Below are 14,737 nucleotides of genomic sequence, written 5' to 3'. Positions count from 1 at the left end.
GACCGACCGATCATGGCAGCTCGCGGTGACAATTCGAAAGCAAAGCCCGGCGCGCCTGTCGACGTCGAGCCATTGCGCCGGGCGATAACCGGCTGCGTGCGCTCGATCGCCGGCGACGGCGATGTCGAGGTGACCTTCGCCAATGAAAGGCCGGGGATGACCGGCGAGCGCATTCGGCTGCCGGAACTTTCCAAGCGGCCGACGGCGCATGAGCTGGCGGTCACTCGTGGTCTCGGCGATTCGATGGCGCTGCGGCTTGCCTGCCATGACGAGAAGGTGCATGCGACGATGGCGCCGCAAGGCTCGGATGCCCGGGCGATCTTCGATGTGGTCGAGCAGGCGCGTGTCGAATCGATCGGCGCGCTGCGCATGGAGGGCATGGCGTCGAACCTGCGCTCCATGACGGATGAGAAATATTCGAAGGCGAATTTTACCGGTATCGAGCGCCAGGAAGACGCACCGGTCGGCGAAGCGGTTGCGATGATGGTGCGCGAGAAGCTGACCGGCCAGCGGCCGCCGGCCTCCGCCGGCAAGGTGCTCGACCTCTGGCGCGATTTTATCGAGGACAAGGCAGGGTCCGAACTCGACAATCTGTCGAGCGCGATCAACGACCAGCAGGCCTTCGCCAAGCTCATCCGCAACATGCTGTCGGCCATGGAAATGGCCGAGGAATACGGCGACGATGACAGCGACGCCGACAATGACGACCAGTCGGAGCAGGAAGACCAGTCGAGCGGCGACGAACAGGACCAGGACGAGGTCGACGAGGATGCCGGCACCGATGCCGCCCCCGTCGAGGACAGTGAAGTTGCCGACGAGCAGATGGAGGACGGCGAGACCGAAGGCGCCGAAATCTCCGACGACGACATGATGGAAGAAGGTGAGGACGATTCGGAAACGCCGGGCGAGACCCGCCGGCCGAATACGCCTTTCGCCGATTTCAACGAGAAGGTCGATTATCACGTCTTTACCGAAGAGTTCGACGAGATCATCACCGCCGAAGAACTTTGCGACGCCGCCGAGCTGGAGCGCCTGCGCGCCTTCCTCGACAAGCAGCTGGCGCATCTGCAAGGCGCGGTCGGACGTCTCGCCAACCGGCTGCAGCGCCGCCTGATGGCGCAGCAGAACCGCTCCTGGGATTTCGACCTGGAAGAGGGTTATCTCGATCCGGCGCGGCTGCAGCGTATCATCATCGATCCGATGCAGGCGCTCTCCTTCAAGATGGAGCGCGACACCCAGTTCCGCGATACCGTCGTCACGCTGCTCATCGACAATTCCGGCTCGATGCGCGGCCGGCCGATCACGGTTGCCGCCACCTGCGCCGACATTCTTGCCCGCACACTGGAGCGCTGCGGCGTCAAGGTCGAGATCCTGGGCTTTACGACGAAGGCCTGGAAGGGCGGGCAGGCGCGTGAAAACTGGCTTGCCGGCGGCAAGCCGCAGACGCCAGGCCGCCTCAACGACCTGCGCCATATCATCTACAAGTCGGCCGACGCGCCGTGGCGGCGCGCGCGCGCCAATCTCGGGCTGATGATGCGCGAGGGCCTGCTCAAGGAAAATATCGACGGTGAGGCGCTGATCTGGGCGCATAATCGCCTGCTCGCGCGCCGCGAGCAGCGCCGCATCCTGATGATGATCTCGGACGGCGCGCCGGTGGACGATTCGACGCTGTCGGTCAATCCGGGCAATTATCTCGAGCGGCACCTGCGCGCCGTCATCGAACAGATCGAGACGCGCTCGCCTGTCGAACTGCTAGCGATCGGCATCGGCCACGACGTGACGCGCTATTATCGCCGCGCCGTGACCATCGTCGATGCGGACGAGCTTGCCGGTGCGATGACCGAGCAGCTTGCTTCACTGTTCGAGGACCAATCCGTCCAGCCGCGCGGCGGCCGGATACGCCGTGCCGGCTGACATCGCGGGGAGAATGACGGTCAAGCGCCTCTGCCGTGCGGCGTCGATCGCGCTCTGTATCGCAGCCGGCGCTTCCTCGTCATGGGCCGGCGACGACGTGCCTGTCATTAGCCGGCAAATCTCCGATTTCAGGATCGGCTCTTCGGAGACGCAATTCGGATCGCTGGAATTTCTCGGCGGGCTGGAGATGGTCTCCAGCAGAGCGCTATTCGGCTCGCTCTCCTCCATCCGTTTCCGGCCGGACCAAAAACATTTCGTCGTCGTGCTCGATACCGGCCAGTGGTTGACCGGCGGCATCGAGCGCGACGTCAAGGGCAGGCTTTCCGGCCTTTCGGATGTCGAGATCACGCCGATGAAGAACAGCGCTGGGCGCAGCTTCGAAGGCAAGGGACATATGGATGCCGAGGGCCTGGCGCTCGACGGCGACCGGATCCTGGTCTCCTTCGAGCAGGCTCATCGCGTCGATGTCTATCCCGATCCCGGCTTTGCCGGCTCGGGAGCGATCACCACTTTGCCGATCCTGATCCCGCGGAGAATGCTGAGCGACAACCGCGGCATCGAAACCATCACCGCGGCGCCGGCATCCAGCCCGCTCAAGGGCGGCGTGGTCGTCGTTTCCGAACGGGGTCTCGACAGCGATGGCAACCGGCTGGCGGCCATTCTCAGCGGGCCGCTGAAAGGCCGCTTCTCGGTCAAGCGGGACGGCAGCTTCGACATCACCGACGGTGCCTTCCTGCCGAACGGCGACCTGCTGCTGCTGGAGCGCCGCTTCAACATGGCCGAAGGCATCGGCATGCGTCTTCGGCGCATCAAGGGCGCCGACATCAGGCCCGACGCCGTCGTCGACGGCGACTTGCTGCTGGAAGGCAATTTCAACTCGCAGATCGACAATATGGAAGGGCTCGATGCTTTCCAGGCCGCCGACGGCACGACCCATATCATTCTAGTGTCGGACGACAATCATTCGATCCTGCAGCGCAATCTGATGCTGGAATTTCGGCTTTCTGAAGAGGCCGCGTGGTCAGCGCCGAATTCCCGGAAGCGGAATTGATCCTAGCCTTCGGAAAGCACGATACGTAGATTCAAAATGAAATGTTAGAGCGTCCTTTGTGCGTCCGAAAGGACGCACGGCGCTCTGGACGTCAGACTGATGTCATATGCCTCGGCTATCCCGCCGCAATCGGCCGGCTTGCGACATCGGGAAAGCAGCCTCGGAGGGAAGTTCGTGGTGCATATTCATGTCATGGGCGCGTCCGGTTCCGGTACGACATCGCTCGGCCGTGCGCTTGCCGAAAGGCTTGATATCGCCCATCTCGACACTGACGATTTCTTCTGGATGCCGACCGATCCGCCGTTCACGACGCCGCGTGACGCCGACGAGCGCATCCGGCTGCTCCTCGATGAAGCGGCACGGCATGACGGCTGGGTCCTTTCCGGATCCACGCTGAAATGGGGTGGGCCACTGGAGCCGCTTTACGATCTGATCATATTCCTCAGGATCGAGGCGGAGCTGCGGATGGCGCGCATCCGCGCGCGGGAGATTGCCCGATATGGAAACAGGATCGGGCCTGGTGGCGACATGGAAGTTAAAAGCGGAGAATTCCTGCAGTGGGCGGCCAGCTATGACACAGCCGGTCCGGAACGCCGCAGCCTTGCGGCGCATGAACAATGGCTGGAAACGCAGACGGCGCCGGTGTTGCGGCTCGATTCGTCACGAGATATCGACGATCTGGTTGCAGAGGCTCTGCTGCATCCCGCGATCGCCGCCGGTGCGGTCCGGCGGCGTCCCTGATTAGCTGGCGCGAGCGGCCTGCATCGGTCGCAGCACGTTCATCAGTGCGCCATAAGGCAGCAGCATGACGAGGCCGACGATCATCTTCACGGCGAAATCGCCGATCGCCCAGGAAATCCAGCGTGGAGCCTCGGCGGCGAAGACGCCGAGGACGGGGGCTGCTTCCAGCGCAAAGGGATCGTTCGGGCCGAGGAAGACGAAAAAGGCGGCGAAGGACAGCGAGAAGAACATCACCGTATCGAGCGCCGAGCCGATCAGCGAGCCGACCAGCGGCGCGCGCCACCAGGCCTGGCGGCGGAGGCGGTTGAAGACGGCGATATCGAGCAGCTGGCCGGCGAGATAGGCCGAGCCGGAAGCGATGGCGATGCGCGGCACCGAGGTGAAGAAGGATAGCGTCACGCCGACAATGAAGCCGGCAAAGACGACCTTGCGGGCTGCCTGCGGGCCGAACTGGCGGTTGGTCAGATCGGTGATGAGGAAAGCGATCGGATAGGAAAAGGCGCCCCAGGTCAGGATGTCCGCGAGGTTGATGCCGGCGACTTCGGCGTTCAGCGGAAACTGGACGAGGAAGTTGGAGGCGACGACGACGAGCGTCATCAGCGCGACATAGGCGATGGTATAGCGGGTCTTCAGCATTTTTTTATCCTGGGTGATGCCACCAGTTGGAGGAGCAAACCGGCAAAGCAAAAGGCTTGTCCGGTATTATCCGTTCAAGCCTTTTGAAGCCGTATGAAAGAAGGGCAGAAGCTTACGCGGCAGCAGCAGCTTCAGCGGTCTTCTTGGCGATCTGACGGCGCAGCAGGCGAGCGCGCATCGACAGTTCGTTTTCGCTGGCCTTCAGCAGAAAGGCATCGAGGCCGCCACGATGCTCGACGGAGCGAAGAGCGGCAGCCGAAACGCGAAGACGATAACGCTGGTTGAGAGCGTCGGAAATCAGCGTTACCTGGCACAGGTTCGGCAGGAACCGGCGCTTGGTCTTGTTGTTGGCATGGCTGACATTGTTACCAGTCAGGACGGCCTTGCCGGTCAATTCGCACACGCGGGACATGGAACACCTATTCTTGTTTTTCTCGGGCCATCGAATTGCCATTCCCGGCAAAGCCAGGCGCGCAATCCAACGGGCATGATTGGAAAGTTGCGGTTCTATAGTCAGACAGGCTGCTCGCGTCAAGCCAAACCTTGGCCTTTCCCGCAATTCTGTCAAAAAGCTGCTGTTTTCTTCCCTTCGCGGCAGGAGTATAGAGCGCTCAGCAAGGGCCTGCCAGCGCGCAGCAAGACAAGGCTTTTTCCATGGCTCATTCGGGCAGACGGATTTTCATTTCGGCCATCGCCGCACTTCTTGCCATACCGGCATCGGCGGCCGAAATTCAGCATCGGACGGAATACCGGGTGGCGCTCGCCGGCCTGCCGATCGCGCGCGCCGCGTTCCTGACGCAGATCGAGGACGATCACAGCTACAAGATCGCCGGCGACATCAATTCTGCCGGTCTTGCCGATCTCGTCACGACGATTTCGGCCAAGACCAGCGTCACCGGCGTCGTGCGCAAGAACAGGCTGCAGGCGTTGAAATATTCGCTCTACTACAAGAGCGGCAAGAGGAAGGCCCGCGTCTACGAGGTCAGCTACCGCAACGGCAACATCATCTCGGCGACGACGACACCGATGCCGAAGCGTCCGAAGAACTGGATCGACGTCACGCCGCGCGACATGCGCTCGGTGCTCGATCCGATCTCCGGCCTAGTCTTCACCGGCGATACCAAGGTCTGCTCGCAGACGCTGCCGATCTTCGACGGCGAGACGCGCATGGATCTGGTGCTGTCGCCGAAGGGCGACGAGGATTTTTCCACCAATGGGTTCAAGGGCAAGGCGACCGTCTGCGGCGTGCGCTTCGTACCGCGCTCGGGCTACAAGAAGGGCCGCAAGGACATCGACTATCTCAGCAAGAGCAACCGGATGGAAATCTGGTTTGCCAAGTCGGACGCGGCAAATGTATACGCTCCAGTCTATGTGCGCATTCCAACCGAATATGGAATGGTGACGATCACCGCCGTCAAATACGGCAGCAACAGCTGACGGAGCTTCTGCCTCCGTGAAGGGGGACAGGTGAAGCTTCGCGCGACGTTGATCGGCTTTACGGCCATTCTGATGTGGTCGTTCCTGGCGTTGTTCACCGCCGCCTCCGGCAAGATGCCGCCGTTCCAGCTTTCGGCCGTCTGTTTTGCGATCGGCAGCATTCCCGGCCTTGTGGTTCTTACCCTCAATCCCTCGCGGCTGGCGCTGCTGAAGCAGCCGGCCAAGGTCTGGATAACCGGCATTGCGGGGCTGTTCGGCTATCATTTCCTCTATTTTACCGCGCTCCGGAACGCGCCGGCGGTGGAGGCGGGACTGGTCGCCTATCTCTGGCCGCTGTTGATCGTCGTCGGTTCGGCACTGCTGCCGGGCGAACGGCTGCGCTGGTATCATGTGGCAGGTGCGCTTGCCGGACTTTGCGGCACCTTCCTGATCGTCGGCCGCAACGGCATTGATTTCGACGGCGCCTATGCCGTCGGTTACGGTGCTGCCTTTCTCTGCGCCTTCGCATGGTCCGGCTATTCGCTGCTGACGCGGCGTTTTGACGCCGTCTCCACAGATGTCGTCACCGGCTTCTGCCTTGCGACCTCCATCCTGTCGCTCTTCTGCCATCTCGGCCTTGAGACGACCGTCTGGCCGGAAACGGTTTTCGAATGGGTCGCCGTCGCCGGGCTCGGGCTCTTTCCGGTCGGTGCCGCCTTCTACGCCTGGGATTACGGCGTCAAGAACGGCGATATCCAGATTCTCGGCGCGGCAAGTTATGCAGCACCTCTGCTTTCGACGCTTATTCTGGTGTTGTTCGGATTTGCCGAGCCGAGCTGGCGCATTGCCCTTGCCTGCCTGCTCGTCACCGGCGGGGCGGTGCTCGCCGCCCAGGACATGTTCCGCCGCAAAACTCCGGCGCAGTCTGCGGCAGCAGAGTAGGCCTTAGAACAGGATTCAGATTTTAGGCCCGGCCGGCCTAAAATCTGAATCCTGTTCTAAATTAGATAGTTGGAGCATGATGTCGCCCGAAAACCGCCCACACTTTTCGGCATCATGCTCTAGCCGCTAGCCGCCGGGCTTCCAATCGGGTGGCGCCATCTCGAAGCTCGAAAATTCGAAGCCGGGCGAGACGGTGCAGCCGACCAAGCTGAAATCGCCAAGGGTTTCGGCCGATTGCCACCAATTGGCGGGAATGATTGCCTGCGGCCGCTCGCCGGCAGGGAGATTCGTTCCGAGCGTCAGGGTCTCGCTTGCCGTTCCGTCTTCCGACCGGTGCAGCGAGAGCGGCGCGCCGGCGTAATAATGCCAGACCTCGGCGGCGTCATGGACACGATGCCAGTGCGAACGCTGTCCCCTGGTCAGCAGATAATAGATCGCCGTCGAATGGCCGCGTTCTCCGCCCGCCGTATCGCGGAATGTCTGCACGTACCAGCCACCTTCGGGATGCGGCTGCAGGCCGAGTTCGCGGATGATGTCATCGGGAGACATCAGAAATTGTCCTTGCGCTTGCGGATCTCGGCAAAGACTTCCTCGTTGGTCTTGCCTTCCATCACCAGATTGCGGCGGATCGCCGGATCGGCGGCGCGCAGGAACGGGTTGGTTTCCTTTTCCAGCCCCAATGTCGTCGGGATGGTGAATTTGCCGTCGGCGCGCAAGGTCTCGATCTCGGCGGCACGGCTCTTGAGGCGCTCATTGTCGGGATCAACGGTCAGCGCGAAGCGGGCATTGGACAATGTGTATTCATGGCCGAAATAGATGGCGGTCTCATCGGGCAGCACGGCGAGTTTCTGGAGGGAATGCCACATATCGGCGGCCGGGCGTTCGAACAGCCGGCCGCAGCCGAGCGCAAACAGCGTGTCGGCGGCAAACAGCAGCTTATCGTCGACAAAGTGATAGCAGATGTGGCCGGCGGTGTGGCCGGGCGTTTCGATGACGTTGACCGTGTGATCGCCGAAAAGGAAGCTGTCGCCATCAGCCATCGCCCGATCGAGGCCAGGAATGGCGATGGCCTCGTTGATTGGGCCGATGATCTCGCAGCCGAACTGCTCCTTCAGCGCCAGGTTGGCGGTGACATGGTCGGTGTGATGATGCGTGGTGAAGATATGGGTGATTTTCCAGCCGCGACGTGTCGCCGCTTCCACGATCGGCGCTTCCTCCGGCGCATCGATCGCCGCGGTAAAGCCTGTCTCCGGATCGTGCACGAGAACGCCGAAATTGTCGGTGCGGCAGAGAAAAACGTCTAATTCCAAAGGTTTCATCGTTCAATAATCCCTTATCCCAGGAGTCTCGCGGAAATGTAGAGGTTCCGGCCTTGAAGTCCAACCGCCCGCTGATAACATTTGTCGCAATGCACGCCGATATCGTCGACTTACGCCAGTTTTATCATTCCGAGCTCGGACGTCTTGCCGAGCAGTCGATCGCCATGGCGCTGTCCTCGCTCTGGGTGCGGCTGCCGCAAGAGCGTCTGGTCGGTCTCGGTTATGCCGTGCCCTTCCTCGATCGCTTCCAGGCCGATACCGAGCGCACCTTCGCTTTCATGCCGGCCGGGCAGGGCGCGGTGAACTGGCCGATGGGCTCGCTGTCGACGACGGCGCTGATTTTCGACGAGGAACTGCCGCTGCCGGACTCCTCGATCGACCGGGTGCTGATGGTGCATTCGCTGGAATTCGCCGAAAGCCCGCGCGAGACGCTGAAGGAGCTCTGGCGGGTGCTGGCGCCGGGCGGACGGCTGGTCATCGTCGTGCCGAACCGGCGCGGCGTCTGGGCACGCATGGAGCATACGCCCTTCGGTTCGGGCCGGCCCTATTCCCGCGGTCAGTTGACAAATCTGCTGCGCGAGACGAACTTCACGCCGGGCGCGACGGCTGAAGCGCTGTTCTTCCCGCCCTCGAAGCTCAGAACCATCCTGCGCCTGCGGCGCGCCTTCGAGCGGATCGGCCGAACGCTTTGGCCGGCCTTCTCGGGCGTCATCATCGTCGAAGCGCAGAAGCGGCTCTATCAGGGGCTGCCGGTTGCGGCGCGGGCCTCCCGCCGCGTCTTCGTGCCGGTTCTCGCACCGCACGGCGTGCCGACCACACGTAGTAGATGATGTCGCTCGCGGTGGTCTCCACTGCTTGTGTCACGCCCATAGCTCTCGACAACAATCGCATTCCGCTTTAATGCCACTTGGTGTTTTTCAGCCCGGATTTACCGGCAATTCCAAGGTCGAACCCATGAGCGTTGAGATGAGCAAGCCCGTTCCGCGTCCCGGTATTCTCGATATCGCAGCCTATGTGCCGGGCAAGGAACATGCTCCGGGTGTCGCCCGCGTCTACAAGCTTTCGTCCAACGAAACGCCGCTCGGCGCCAGCCCGAAGGCGATCGAGGCCTTCAAGACGGTTGCCGACAATCTGGGGCGTTATCCCGACGGGCAGGCGATCGAACTGCGCGAGGCGATCGCCGCCGTGCACGGCCTCAATCCGGCAAACATTCTCTGCGGCAACGGCTCCGACGAGTTGCTCGGCCTGCTCTGCCATGTCTATCTCGGCGCCGGCGACGAGGGCATCATCACCGAGCACGGCTTTCTCGTCTACAAGATCCAGATCCTGGGCGCGGGCGCCACGCCTGTCGTCGTCAAGGAGAAAGACTATACCGTCGATGTCGATGCGATCCTTGCCGCGGTGACGGAGAAGACGAAGATCGTCTTCATCGCCAATCCCGGCAATCCCACAGGCACCTATGTTTCCGTCAGCGAAATCCGCCGCCTGCAGGCCGGACTGCCGAAACATGTCGTCCTGGTGCTCGATGCCGCCTATGCAGAATATGTGCGCCGCAACGATTATGAAGCCGGCATCGAGGTCGTGTCCTCCAATGCCAATGTGGTGATGACCCGCACCTTCTCGAAGGCCTATGGTCTCGCGGCGCTGCGCGTCGGCTGGATGTATGCGCCCGCCGAGATCGTCGACGCGCTGAACCGCGTGCGCGCGCCGTTCAACTTGAACGCACCGGCAATCGCCGCCGCAGCCGCTGCCATCCGCGACCAGGCCTTCATCCAGCAGGCCGTCTCCTTCAACCAGATGTGGGTGGAGACGATCACCCAGGCGCTCGAAGCGATCGGCCTGAAGGTGACGCCGTCCGTCGCCAATTTCGTCCTCATCCATTTCCCCGAGATCGACGGCAAGCGCGCTGCGGATGCCGACGATTTGCTGACGAGCCGAGGCTACATCCTGCGCGCCGTGCGCGGTTATGGCTTCGCCAATGCGCTGCGCATGAGCATCGGGCCTGAGGAGGCCAATCGCGGCGTGATTGCCGCGCTCACCGAATTCATGGGTCATCAGCCATGAGCGTGCAGTTCGATCGTATCGCGCTGATCGGCATCGGCCTGATCGGCTCGTCGCTCGCCTATGACATCAGGCGACTTGGCCTTGCGAGGGAGATCGTCGTCGCCACACGCAGCCCCGATACGCTGAAACGCGCGGAAGAGCTCGGCCTCGGCGATCGCTATACGACGTCGTCGCAGGATGCCGTCAAGGATGCCGATCTGGTGATCGTCTCGGTGCCGGTCGGCGCTTCGGAAAGTGTGGCGAAGGAGATCTCGGCAAGCCTGAAGTCCGGGGCGATCGTCACCGATGTCGGTTCGACAAAGGCCTCGGTCATCGCGCAGATGCTGCCGCATATGCCTGATAATGTGCACTTCATCCCCGGCCATCCGCTGGCAGGTACGGAGAAATCCGGGCCGGATGCCGGCTTTCCCGGCCTCTTCGAAGGCCGCTGGTGCATTTTCACGCCGATCGCCGGCACCGATGAGGTGGCGTTAAAGCGGCTGCGCAGCTTCTGGGAGGCGCTGGGCTCGAAGGTCGACGAGATGGATGCCGAGCACCACGACAAGGTGCTCGCCATCGTCTCGCACCTGCCGCATATCATCGCCTACAATATCGTCGGTACGGCCGACGATCTGGAGACGGTGACGGAGTCGGAAGTCATCAAATATTCCGCCTCGGGCTTTCGCGATTTCACTCGCCTTGCTGCGTCCGACCCGACGATGTGGCGCGACGTCTGCCTGCACAATCGCGATGCGATCCTCGAAATGCTGGCGCGCTTCTCGGAAGATCTCGCCTATCTGCAGCGCGCCATCCGCTGGGGCGAGGGCGACAAGATTTTCGAACTCTTCACCCGCACACGCGCCATCCGCCGTTCGATCGTCCAGGCCGGCCAGGATGTCGACGCGCCGGATTTCGGCCGCCACGCGCTGGATAAGAAGTAGCAGCCCGCGATGGTGGAGGTGGCAAGCGCTGGCCAGGCCGATATCGACTGGCTGGTACGCGAGGATGCCAGCGCCGGTGCGGCGTGGGTATCGCGCTGCGTCGCGCTCGGCGAATATCTGGTTGCAAGGGAGGCCGATGAGATCGTCGGCTTCCTGCGCTTCTCCCGCTTCTGGGGCAGGGTTCCCTATATGGAAATGATCCGCGTCCTGCCCGGCCACCGCCGGTCGGGCGTCGGCACGGCGCTGTTTCTCGCCTGGGAGAAAGCCATGCGCGACGACGGCGCCCGCATGCTGATGACGTCGAGCGAATGCGACGAAAGCCGGCCTCAGGACTGGCATCGCCGCAACGGATTTTCCGAAACGGGTGCGATCGAGTTGCCTGGTCTGCAATCGGTGCCGGAAGTCTTCTTCATCAAGCGAATCGCCTGAAGCGGCTCGCGTCGAGCCGGAATCACGCGACGCGCTTCAGCCTTTTTGCATCCCGTATCCCAAAGCCGCTAGACAGTTTTGGGGGGAGATGCATCAGATCGGCGGAATCCGGCCGAGCGGGATGAAACCGCTGACGGTGGCATTGCCACGATCGACGACGAGATCGACAGAGACTTTGTCGCCGCCGCCGGCAAGCGCTTTCAAGAGCTTCGTTGCCGTGTTGACGGTCGAGGCGATATCCGGAAAGGCCTGTTTCAGACTGTCCCCCCAGGGGCCGAGCTGTTCGATCTCCAGCTTGAATTTTCCCGAGAGGAAGCCCTGCTCGTCGAAGGAGAAGGGGCCGGTGAGCGTCATCACCTTGCCGTCGCCGATGTCGGCGACGATGCGGCGCAGGTCGCCGGTGGCACCATTGAGGCCGTTCCGGTCACTGCCGTCGATCAGGCCGGCCTTGCCGGCGACGGTCAGGTCGATGCTGGCAGACAATTTCGGGAAGATCTGCGGCCAGTCCTTGATCGCCGTATTGGCGTCCTGCACGGAGATCGCTCCGTCGAGATCGGCGCCGTTCTGGCGCAGATGGATTTCAGTGCGAGCGGCATCGAAGCTCATGGTCTGGCCGCTGTAGGAGGAGACGGCCATCGCCTTCAGACCCTCGATGACGGTTGAGCTGCGGTCGACGCCCTGCAGCCTGGTCGCAAGGCTCGCCTGCAGGTTCGTCCATTGGGCCGAGATCGAAAGGCCGTTGCTGGTGCGGATTTCGGCCGGTGAATCGAGTTCCCAGACGATATCGCCGGGTGCATAGACCTGTGCTGCCGAGCGCAGCGCGCCGAAGGTGGCGGAGACGCCGTTGACATTGTCGTCGACGTCGATCTTGGAGCAGAACAGGCCGATGCGGAAGGGATAGCCGCGGAATTCGATATCGGAGCATTCACCGCTGACGCCTGCCTGGTCGCGCGGCGCGATCGCCTTCAGCACCGTGGTCTTCAACGCCGACGCCGCATAGAACCAGCCGCCGGTATAAAGTGCGATCGCCAGGAGGACACCTCCACCCAGCAACCAGAATTTCTTGCCGCTGCCGGATTGGCTGCTGCCGGATCGGCTTGACGCTGCCATGATGTTCTCCAATGGTGAATCGCAAATGTGATTCCGGTCTGGCGTGCGATATGGACGAATTTTGGGTATTTGGCTACGGTTCGCTGATGTGGAATCCGGGCTTCGAGTTCATGGAGCGGGCAGAGGCCCTGGTCTATGGCTACAGGCGTTCGCTCTGCGTCCGCTCCTTTGTCCATCGTGGCACACGCGACAATCCGGGCCTGGTTCTCGGCCTCGACAGGGGTGGTGCCTGCCGTGGCATGGCTTTCCGCATTTCGCCGGAAAAATGGGATGAGGTGATCGATTATCTCCGCGCCCGCGAGCTGGTGACCAATGTCTACCTGGAGCGCCGGGTGCGGCTGCAGCTAGCCGGCCGGCGCCGGGTGGAAGCAGTCGCCTACATCATCGACCGCGAGCATGAGCAATATGCCGGCGCACTCGATGCGCTTGCGGCGGCACGCGTGGTGAACGAAGCAAAAGGCCAGTCTGGTCCGAATGACGCCTATGTCTTCAACACGCTGACGCATCTGAAGCAGATGGGCATTCGCGACCATTGGCTGGAGCAGGTCGTCAACGAAGTGGAGCGGCTCCGCGCCGCCTGATCTCAGCCAGTTGCCGCGTTCAGCTTGCGCAGCTCGACCAGTCTGTCGACCGCCGTCGGCGGGAGCGGCAGATGCGGATTTTGCGCGACGGTTTCGAGCAGAAGCTCGTCGCTTGCCCGCTCTGATACCTCGATCAGATGGGCAAAAAAGGCGTCCGGATCCATTCCGGGCGCGATCGGCGGCAGGATCCTCACCTTGAAATGGCCGGGATAACGACGAATGCTCCGCCGCGGCCAGAAGAGGCCGGGATGCATGGCGACCGGCACGACGGGAATGTTAAGATCGCGGTACATGCGGGCGATGCCGTATTTATAGAGCGGCTCAGCGCCCGGCGGGCGGCGAGTGCCCTCGGGATAGATGATGAGCTGGCGGCCGGTCGACAGCTCTTCCTTCGTGCGTTTCAGCACTTCCACCATCACCTTGCCGCGGGCGCCACGATTGACCGGGATCATTCGCTGTTTCTTCGCATACCAGCCGAAGAGCGGAATCCACATCAGCTCGCGCTTCAGGATGTAGACCGGATCCTTCAGCCAGGGCAGCAGTGCGTAGGTATCCCAGAAGGACTGATGCTTCGGCGCCAGGATGTAACTGCCATCAGGCAGGTTTTCCAGGCCCTCGATCTCGAAGGTGGTGCCGACGATCACCCGCATCAGCCAGTGGTTGGAGCGCGCCCAGTTCTTAGGGATCCCATAGGCGATCTTGCGCGGCACCACGAAATAGTAGGGCGAGAGCACGATCATCCGGATGATGAGGTTGGCGTAGAAGATCGTGTTGAAGAGAACGGAACGCAGGGCGATCATGAAACTTTCCCGAGGCATGCTCACGCGACCGGCCTACACGATATTGCCCGTCATAAAAAGCGTTTGATGCTGCCCTGATGTAAAAGCTCAGTCTGAGGCGGATACGCCTGCCGAGCGCAGCCCGGTGTGGCGGCCGAAGCCGGTGATGTTGCGGGCGCCGGTCAGCAGCACTTTCACATATTCGGCCAGCATGACGCGCATCGCATTCGGGTCGGTGAACCAGTTGCGGCTCTTCAAATCCGAGTTGACCACGGGATAAGCGATGAACTCGATGTCGGGATCGACATAGGAGAGCTCGGCGAGGCTTCGCGGCATGTGGTAGTTGTTGGTGACGATCAGAACGCTGCGGTATCCCTTGGCGTGGATCCAGTTCGAAGCTTCCTCGGCATTGCCGATCGTGTCGATCGCATCGTAACCGATATCGACACAGCAGGAGAAGAGATCGGCCGAACCCTGCGTCATCTTGCGGATCTGTGCCGGCGTCGTCGTCGGGTGGGCGCCGGAAATGAGCAAGCGCTTGCCGGCACCCTTCTGCAGCAGCTCCACGGCCTGGTCGATGCGCTGGTAACCACCCGTCAGCACCACGATGGCATCCGCCTTCGGTTCGGCCGGGGGCTTCAGCGTCGTCACGGAATCGGCGAAACGCAAAAAACCCCCGAATACCAAGGCGATTGCCAGCAAGAAGGCAAAGCCGCCCCAGCGCAGCAGGCGGCGGATCGGCCCGCGCCGCGGCAGCAAAGCTGCCGGGCGATCAAGCTCCGGGTCCTGATGAATCGGGTTGGGTGTCGTGTGTCCCATCGTCATGAATCGTGAT

Annotated in this window: 17 protein-coding genes; 10 read left to right on the top strand and 7 right to left on the bottom strand. The window is 62.1% G+C overall.

Annotated elements, in window-relative coordinates:
* Positions 1–12: 12 nt before the first annotated feature.
* The 3 genes from cobT (at position 13) to RlegSU303_RS20820 (ending at position 3,706) form a co-directional block, all read left to right on the top strand.
* On the top strand, positions 13–1,914 hold the full coding sequence (cobT, locus tag RlegSU303_RS20830; RefSeq protein ID WP_131619922.1) for a cobaltochelatase subunit CobT: 1,902 nt from the start codon (positions 13–15) through the stop codon (positions 1,912–1,914).
* Positions 1,915–1,927: 13 nt separating this feature from the next.
* Positions 1,928–2,965 (top strand): esterase-like activity of phytase family protein, encoded by a 1,038-nt coding sequence (locus tag RlegSU303_RS20825; RefSeq protein WP_131619921.1) that lies wholly within the window; start codon positions 1,928–1,930, stop codon positions 2,963–2,965.
* Positions 2,966–3,139: 174 nt separating this feature from the next.
* Positions 3,140–3,706: an ATP-binding protein gene (locus tag RlegSU303_RS20820; RefSeq protein ID WP_131619920.1), complete on the top strand. Its 567-nt coding sequence runs from the start codon at positions 3,140–3,142 to the stop codon at positions 3,704–3,706.
* Here the strand turns inward: RlegSU303_RS20820 and RlegSU303_RS20815 are convergent, their stop codons facing one another.
* Positions 3,707–4,342, bottom strand: a complete 636-nt coding sequence (locus RlegSU303_RS20815; RefSeq protein ID WP_131619919.1) for a VUT family protein — start codon at positions 4,340–4,342, stop codon at positions 3,707–3,709.
* 112 nt (positions 4,343–4,454) lie between these two features.
* On the bottom strand, positions 4,455–4,754 hold the full coding sequence (gene rpmB / locus RlegSU303_RS20810) for a 50S ribosomal protein L28 (RefSeq protein ID WP_027666808.1): 300 nt from the start codon (positions 4,752–4,754) through the stop codon (positions 4,455–4,457).
* Positions 4,755–4,996: 242 nt separating this feature from the next.
* Here rpmB and RlegSU303_RS20805 point away from each other — a divergent pair, with 242 nt between their 5' ends.
* Positions 4,997–5,779 (top strand): DUF3108 domain-containing protein, encoded by a 783-nt coding sequence (locus RlegSU303_RS20805; RefSeq protein WP_094087309.1) that lies wholly within the window; start codon positions 4,997–4,999, stop codon positions 5,777–5,779.
* 30 nt (positions 5,780–5,809) lie between these two features.
* A complete protein-coding gene (yddG, locus tag RlegSU303_RS20800; protein WP_131619918.1) occupies positions 5,810–6,700 on the top strand; it encodes an aromatic amino acid exporter YddG in 891 nt (296 codons plus the stop codon).
* A gap of 126 nt (positions 6,701–6,826) precedes the next feature.
* On the opposite strand, the gene RlegSU303_RS20795 is transcribed toward yddG, so the two are convergent.
* Both RlegSU303_RS20795 and gloB read right to left on the bottom strand, forming a co-directional pair.
* The gene (locus RlegSU303_RS20795; protein WP_017962307.1) at positions 6,827–7,249 is read right to left on the bottom strand and encodes a cupin domain-containing protein; all 423 of its coding nucleotides are present in this window, start codon (positions 7,247–7,249) and stop codon (positions 6,827–6,829) included.
* Positions 7,249–8,019: a hydroxyacylglutathione hydrolase gene (gene gloB, locus RlegSU303_RS20790; RefSeq protein WP_017962306.1), complete on the bottom strand. Its 771-nt coding sequence runs from the start codon at positions 8,017–8,019 to the stop codon at positions 7,249–7,251. Before gloB ends, RlegSU303_RS20795 begins: the two co-directional genes overlap by 1 nt.
* Positions 8,020–8,072: 53 nt before the next feature.
* Here gloB and RlegSU303_RS20785 point away from each other — a divergent pair, with 53 nt between their 5' ends.
* From RlegSU303_RS20785 to RlegSU303_RS20770, 4 genes are all read left to right on the top strand, one after another.
* The gene (locus RlegSU303_RS20785; protein ID WP_017962305.1) at positions 8,073–8,849 is read left to right on the top strand and encodes a class I SAM-dependent methyltransferase; all 777 of its coding nucleotides are present in this window, start codon (positions 8,073–8,075) and stop codon (positions 8,847–8,849) included.
* A gap of 136 nt (positions 8,850–8,985) precedes the next feature.
* A complete protein-coding gene (gene hisC, locus RlegSU303_RS20780) occupies positions 8,986–10,083 on the top strand; it encodes a histidinol-phosphate transaminase (protein ID WP_206106334.1) in 1,098 nt (365 codons plus the stop codon).
* Positions 10,080–11,003 carry a prephenate/arogenate dehydrogenase family protein gene (locus tag RlegSU303_RS20775; RefSeq protein WP_168279178.1) on the top strand — a complete coding sequence of 308 codons (924 nt, stop codon included), beginning with the start codon at positions 10,080–10,082 and terminating at the stop codon, positions 11,001–11,003. The genes hisC and RlegSU303_RS20775 overlap by 4 nt, the downstream gene beginning before the upstream one ends.
* A gap of 9 nt (positions 11,004–11,012) precedes the next feature.
* Positions 11,013–11,432, top strand: coding sequence for a GNAT family N-acetyltransferase (locus RlegSU303_RS20770; protein WP_017962302.1), 420 nt, complete (start codon positions 11,013–11,015; stop codon positions 11,430–11,432).
* A 93-nt stretch (positions 11,433–11,525) separates the two neighbouring features.
* On the opposite strand, the gene RlegSU303_RS20765 is transcribed toward RlegSU303_RS20770, so the two are convergent.
* Positions 11,526–12,542 (bottom strand): DUF2125 domain-containing protein, encoded by a 1,017-nt coding sequence (locus RlegSU303_RS20765; protein WP_017962301.1) that lies wholly within the window; start codon positions 12,540–12,542, stop codon positions 11,526–11,528.
* A 50-nt stretch (positions 12,543–12,592) separates the two neighbouring features.
* Between RlegSU303_RS20765 and RlegSU303_RS20760 the strand changes: the two genes are divergently transcribed.
* On the top strand, positions 12,593–13,123 hold the full coding sequence (locus RlegSU303_RS20760) for a gamma-glutamylcyclotransferase (protein ID WP_026158908.1): 531 nt from the start codon (positions 12,593–12,595) through the stop codon (positions 13,121–13,123).
* A gap of 2 nt (positions 13,124–13,125) precedes the next feature.
* Here the strand turns inward: RlegSU303_RS20760 and RlegSU303_RS20755 are convergent, their stop codons facing one another.
* Together RlegSU303_RS20755 and RlegSU303_RS20750 are read right to left on the bottom strand one after the other, a co-directional pair.
* Positions 13,126–13,923 (bottom strand): lysophospholipid acyltransferase family protein, encoded by a 798-nt coding sequence (locus RlegSU303_RS20755; RefSeq protein WP_026158907.1) that lies wholly within the window; start codon positions 13,921–13,923, stop codon positions 13,126–13,128.
* 87 nt (positions 13,924–14,010) lie between these two features.
* Positions 14,011–14,721 carry a YdcF family protein gene (locus RlegSU303_RS20750; RefSeq protein ID WP_017962298.1) on the bottom strand — a complete coding sequence of 237 codons (711 nt, stop codon included), beginning with the start codon at positions 14,719–14,721 and terminating at the stop codon, positions 14,011–14,013.
* Between the last annotated feature and the right edge of the window lie 16 nt (positions 14,722–14,737).

Source organism: Rhizobium sp. SU303, assembly GCF_021052345.1.
Classification (GTDB): domain Bacteria; phylum Pseudomonadota; class Alphaproteobacteria; order Rhizobiales; family Rhizobiaceae; genus Rhizobium; species Rhizobium laguerreae.
The sequence above is the reverse complement of the archived record's forward strand: the minus strand, read 5'-3'. Positions and strand labels throughout refer to the sequence as shown.

Coding starts and splice junctions, on each gene's coding strand:
- RlegSU303_RS20760 (WP_026158908.1), top strand. CDS start 12,593: ATGGACGAATTTTGGGTATTTGGCTACGGTTCGCTGATGTGGAATCCG.
- RlegSU303_RS20805 (WP_094087309.1), top strand. CDS start 4,997: ATGGCTCATTCGGGCAGACGGATTTTCATTTCGGCCATCGCCGCACTT.
- rpmB (WP_027666808.1), bottom strand. CDS start 4,754: ATGTCCCGCGTGTGCGAATTGACCGGCAAGGCCGTCCTGACTGGTAAC.
- cobT (WP_131619922.1), top strand. CDS start 13: ATGGCAGCTCGCGGTGACAATTCGAAAGCAAAGCCCGGCGCGCCTGTC.
- RlegSU303_RS20755 (WP_026158907.1), bottom strand. CDS start 13,923: ATGATCGCCCTGCGTTCCGTTCTCTTCAACACGATCTTCTACGCCAAC.
- gloB (WP_017962306.1), bottom strand. CDS start 8,019: ATGAAACCTTTGGAATTAGACGTTTTTCTCTGCCGCACCGACAATTTC.
- RlegSU303_RS20795 (WP_017962307.1), bottom strand. CDS start 7,249: ATGTCTCCCGATGACATCATCCGCGAACTCGGCCTGCAGCCGCATCCC.
- RlegSU303_RS20815 (WP_131619919.1), bottom strand. CDS start 4,342: ATGCTGAAGACCCGCTATACCATCGCCTATGTCGCGCTGATGACGCTC.
- RlegSU303_RS20765 (WP_017962301.1), bottom strand. CDS start 12,542: ATGGCAGCGTCAAGCCGATCCGGCAGCAGCCAATCCGGCAGCGGCAAG.
- RlegSU303_RS20770 (WP_017962302.1), top strand. CDS start 11,013: ATGGTGGAGGTGGCAAGCGCTGGCCAGGCCGATATCGACTGGCTGGTA.
- hisC (WP_206106334.1), top strand. CDS start 8,986: ATGAGCAAGCCCGTTCCGCGTCCCGGTATTCTCGATATCGCAGCCTAT.
- RlegSU303_RS20825 (WP_131619921.1), top strand. CDS start 1,928: ATGACGGTCAAGCGCCTCTGCCGTGCGGCGTCGATCGCGCTCTGTATC.
- RlegSU303_RS20750 (WP_017962298.1), bottom strand. CDS start 14,721: ATGGGACACACGACACCCAACCCGATTCATCAGGACCCGGAGCTTGAT.
- RlegSU303_RS20775 (WP_168279178.1), top strand. CDS start 10,080: ATGAGCGTGCAGTTCGATCGTATCGCGCTGATCGGCATCGGCCTGATC.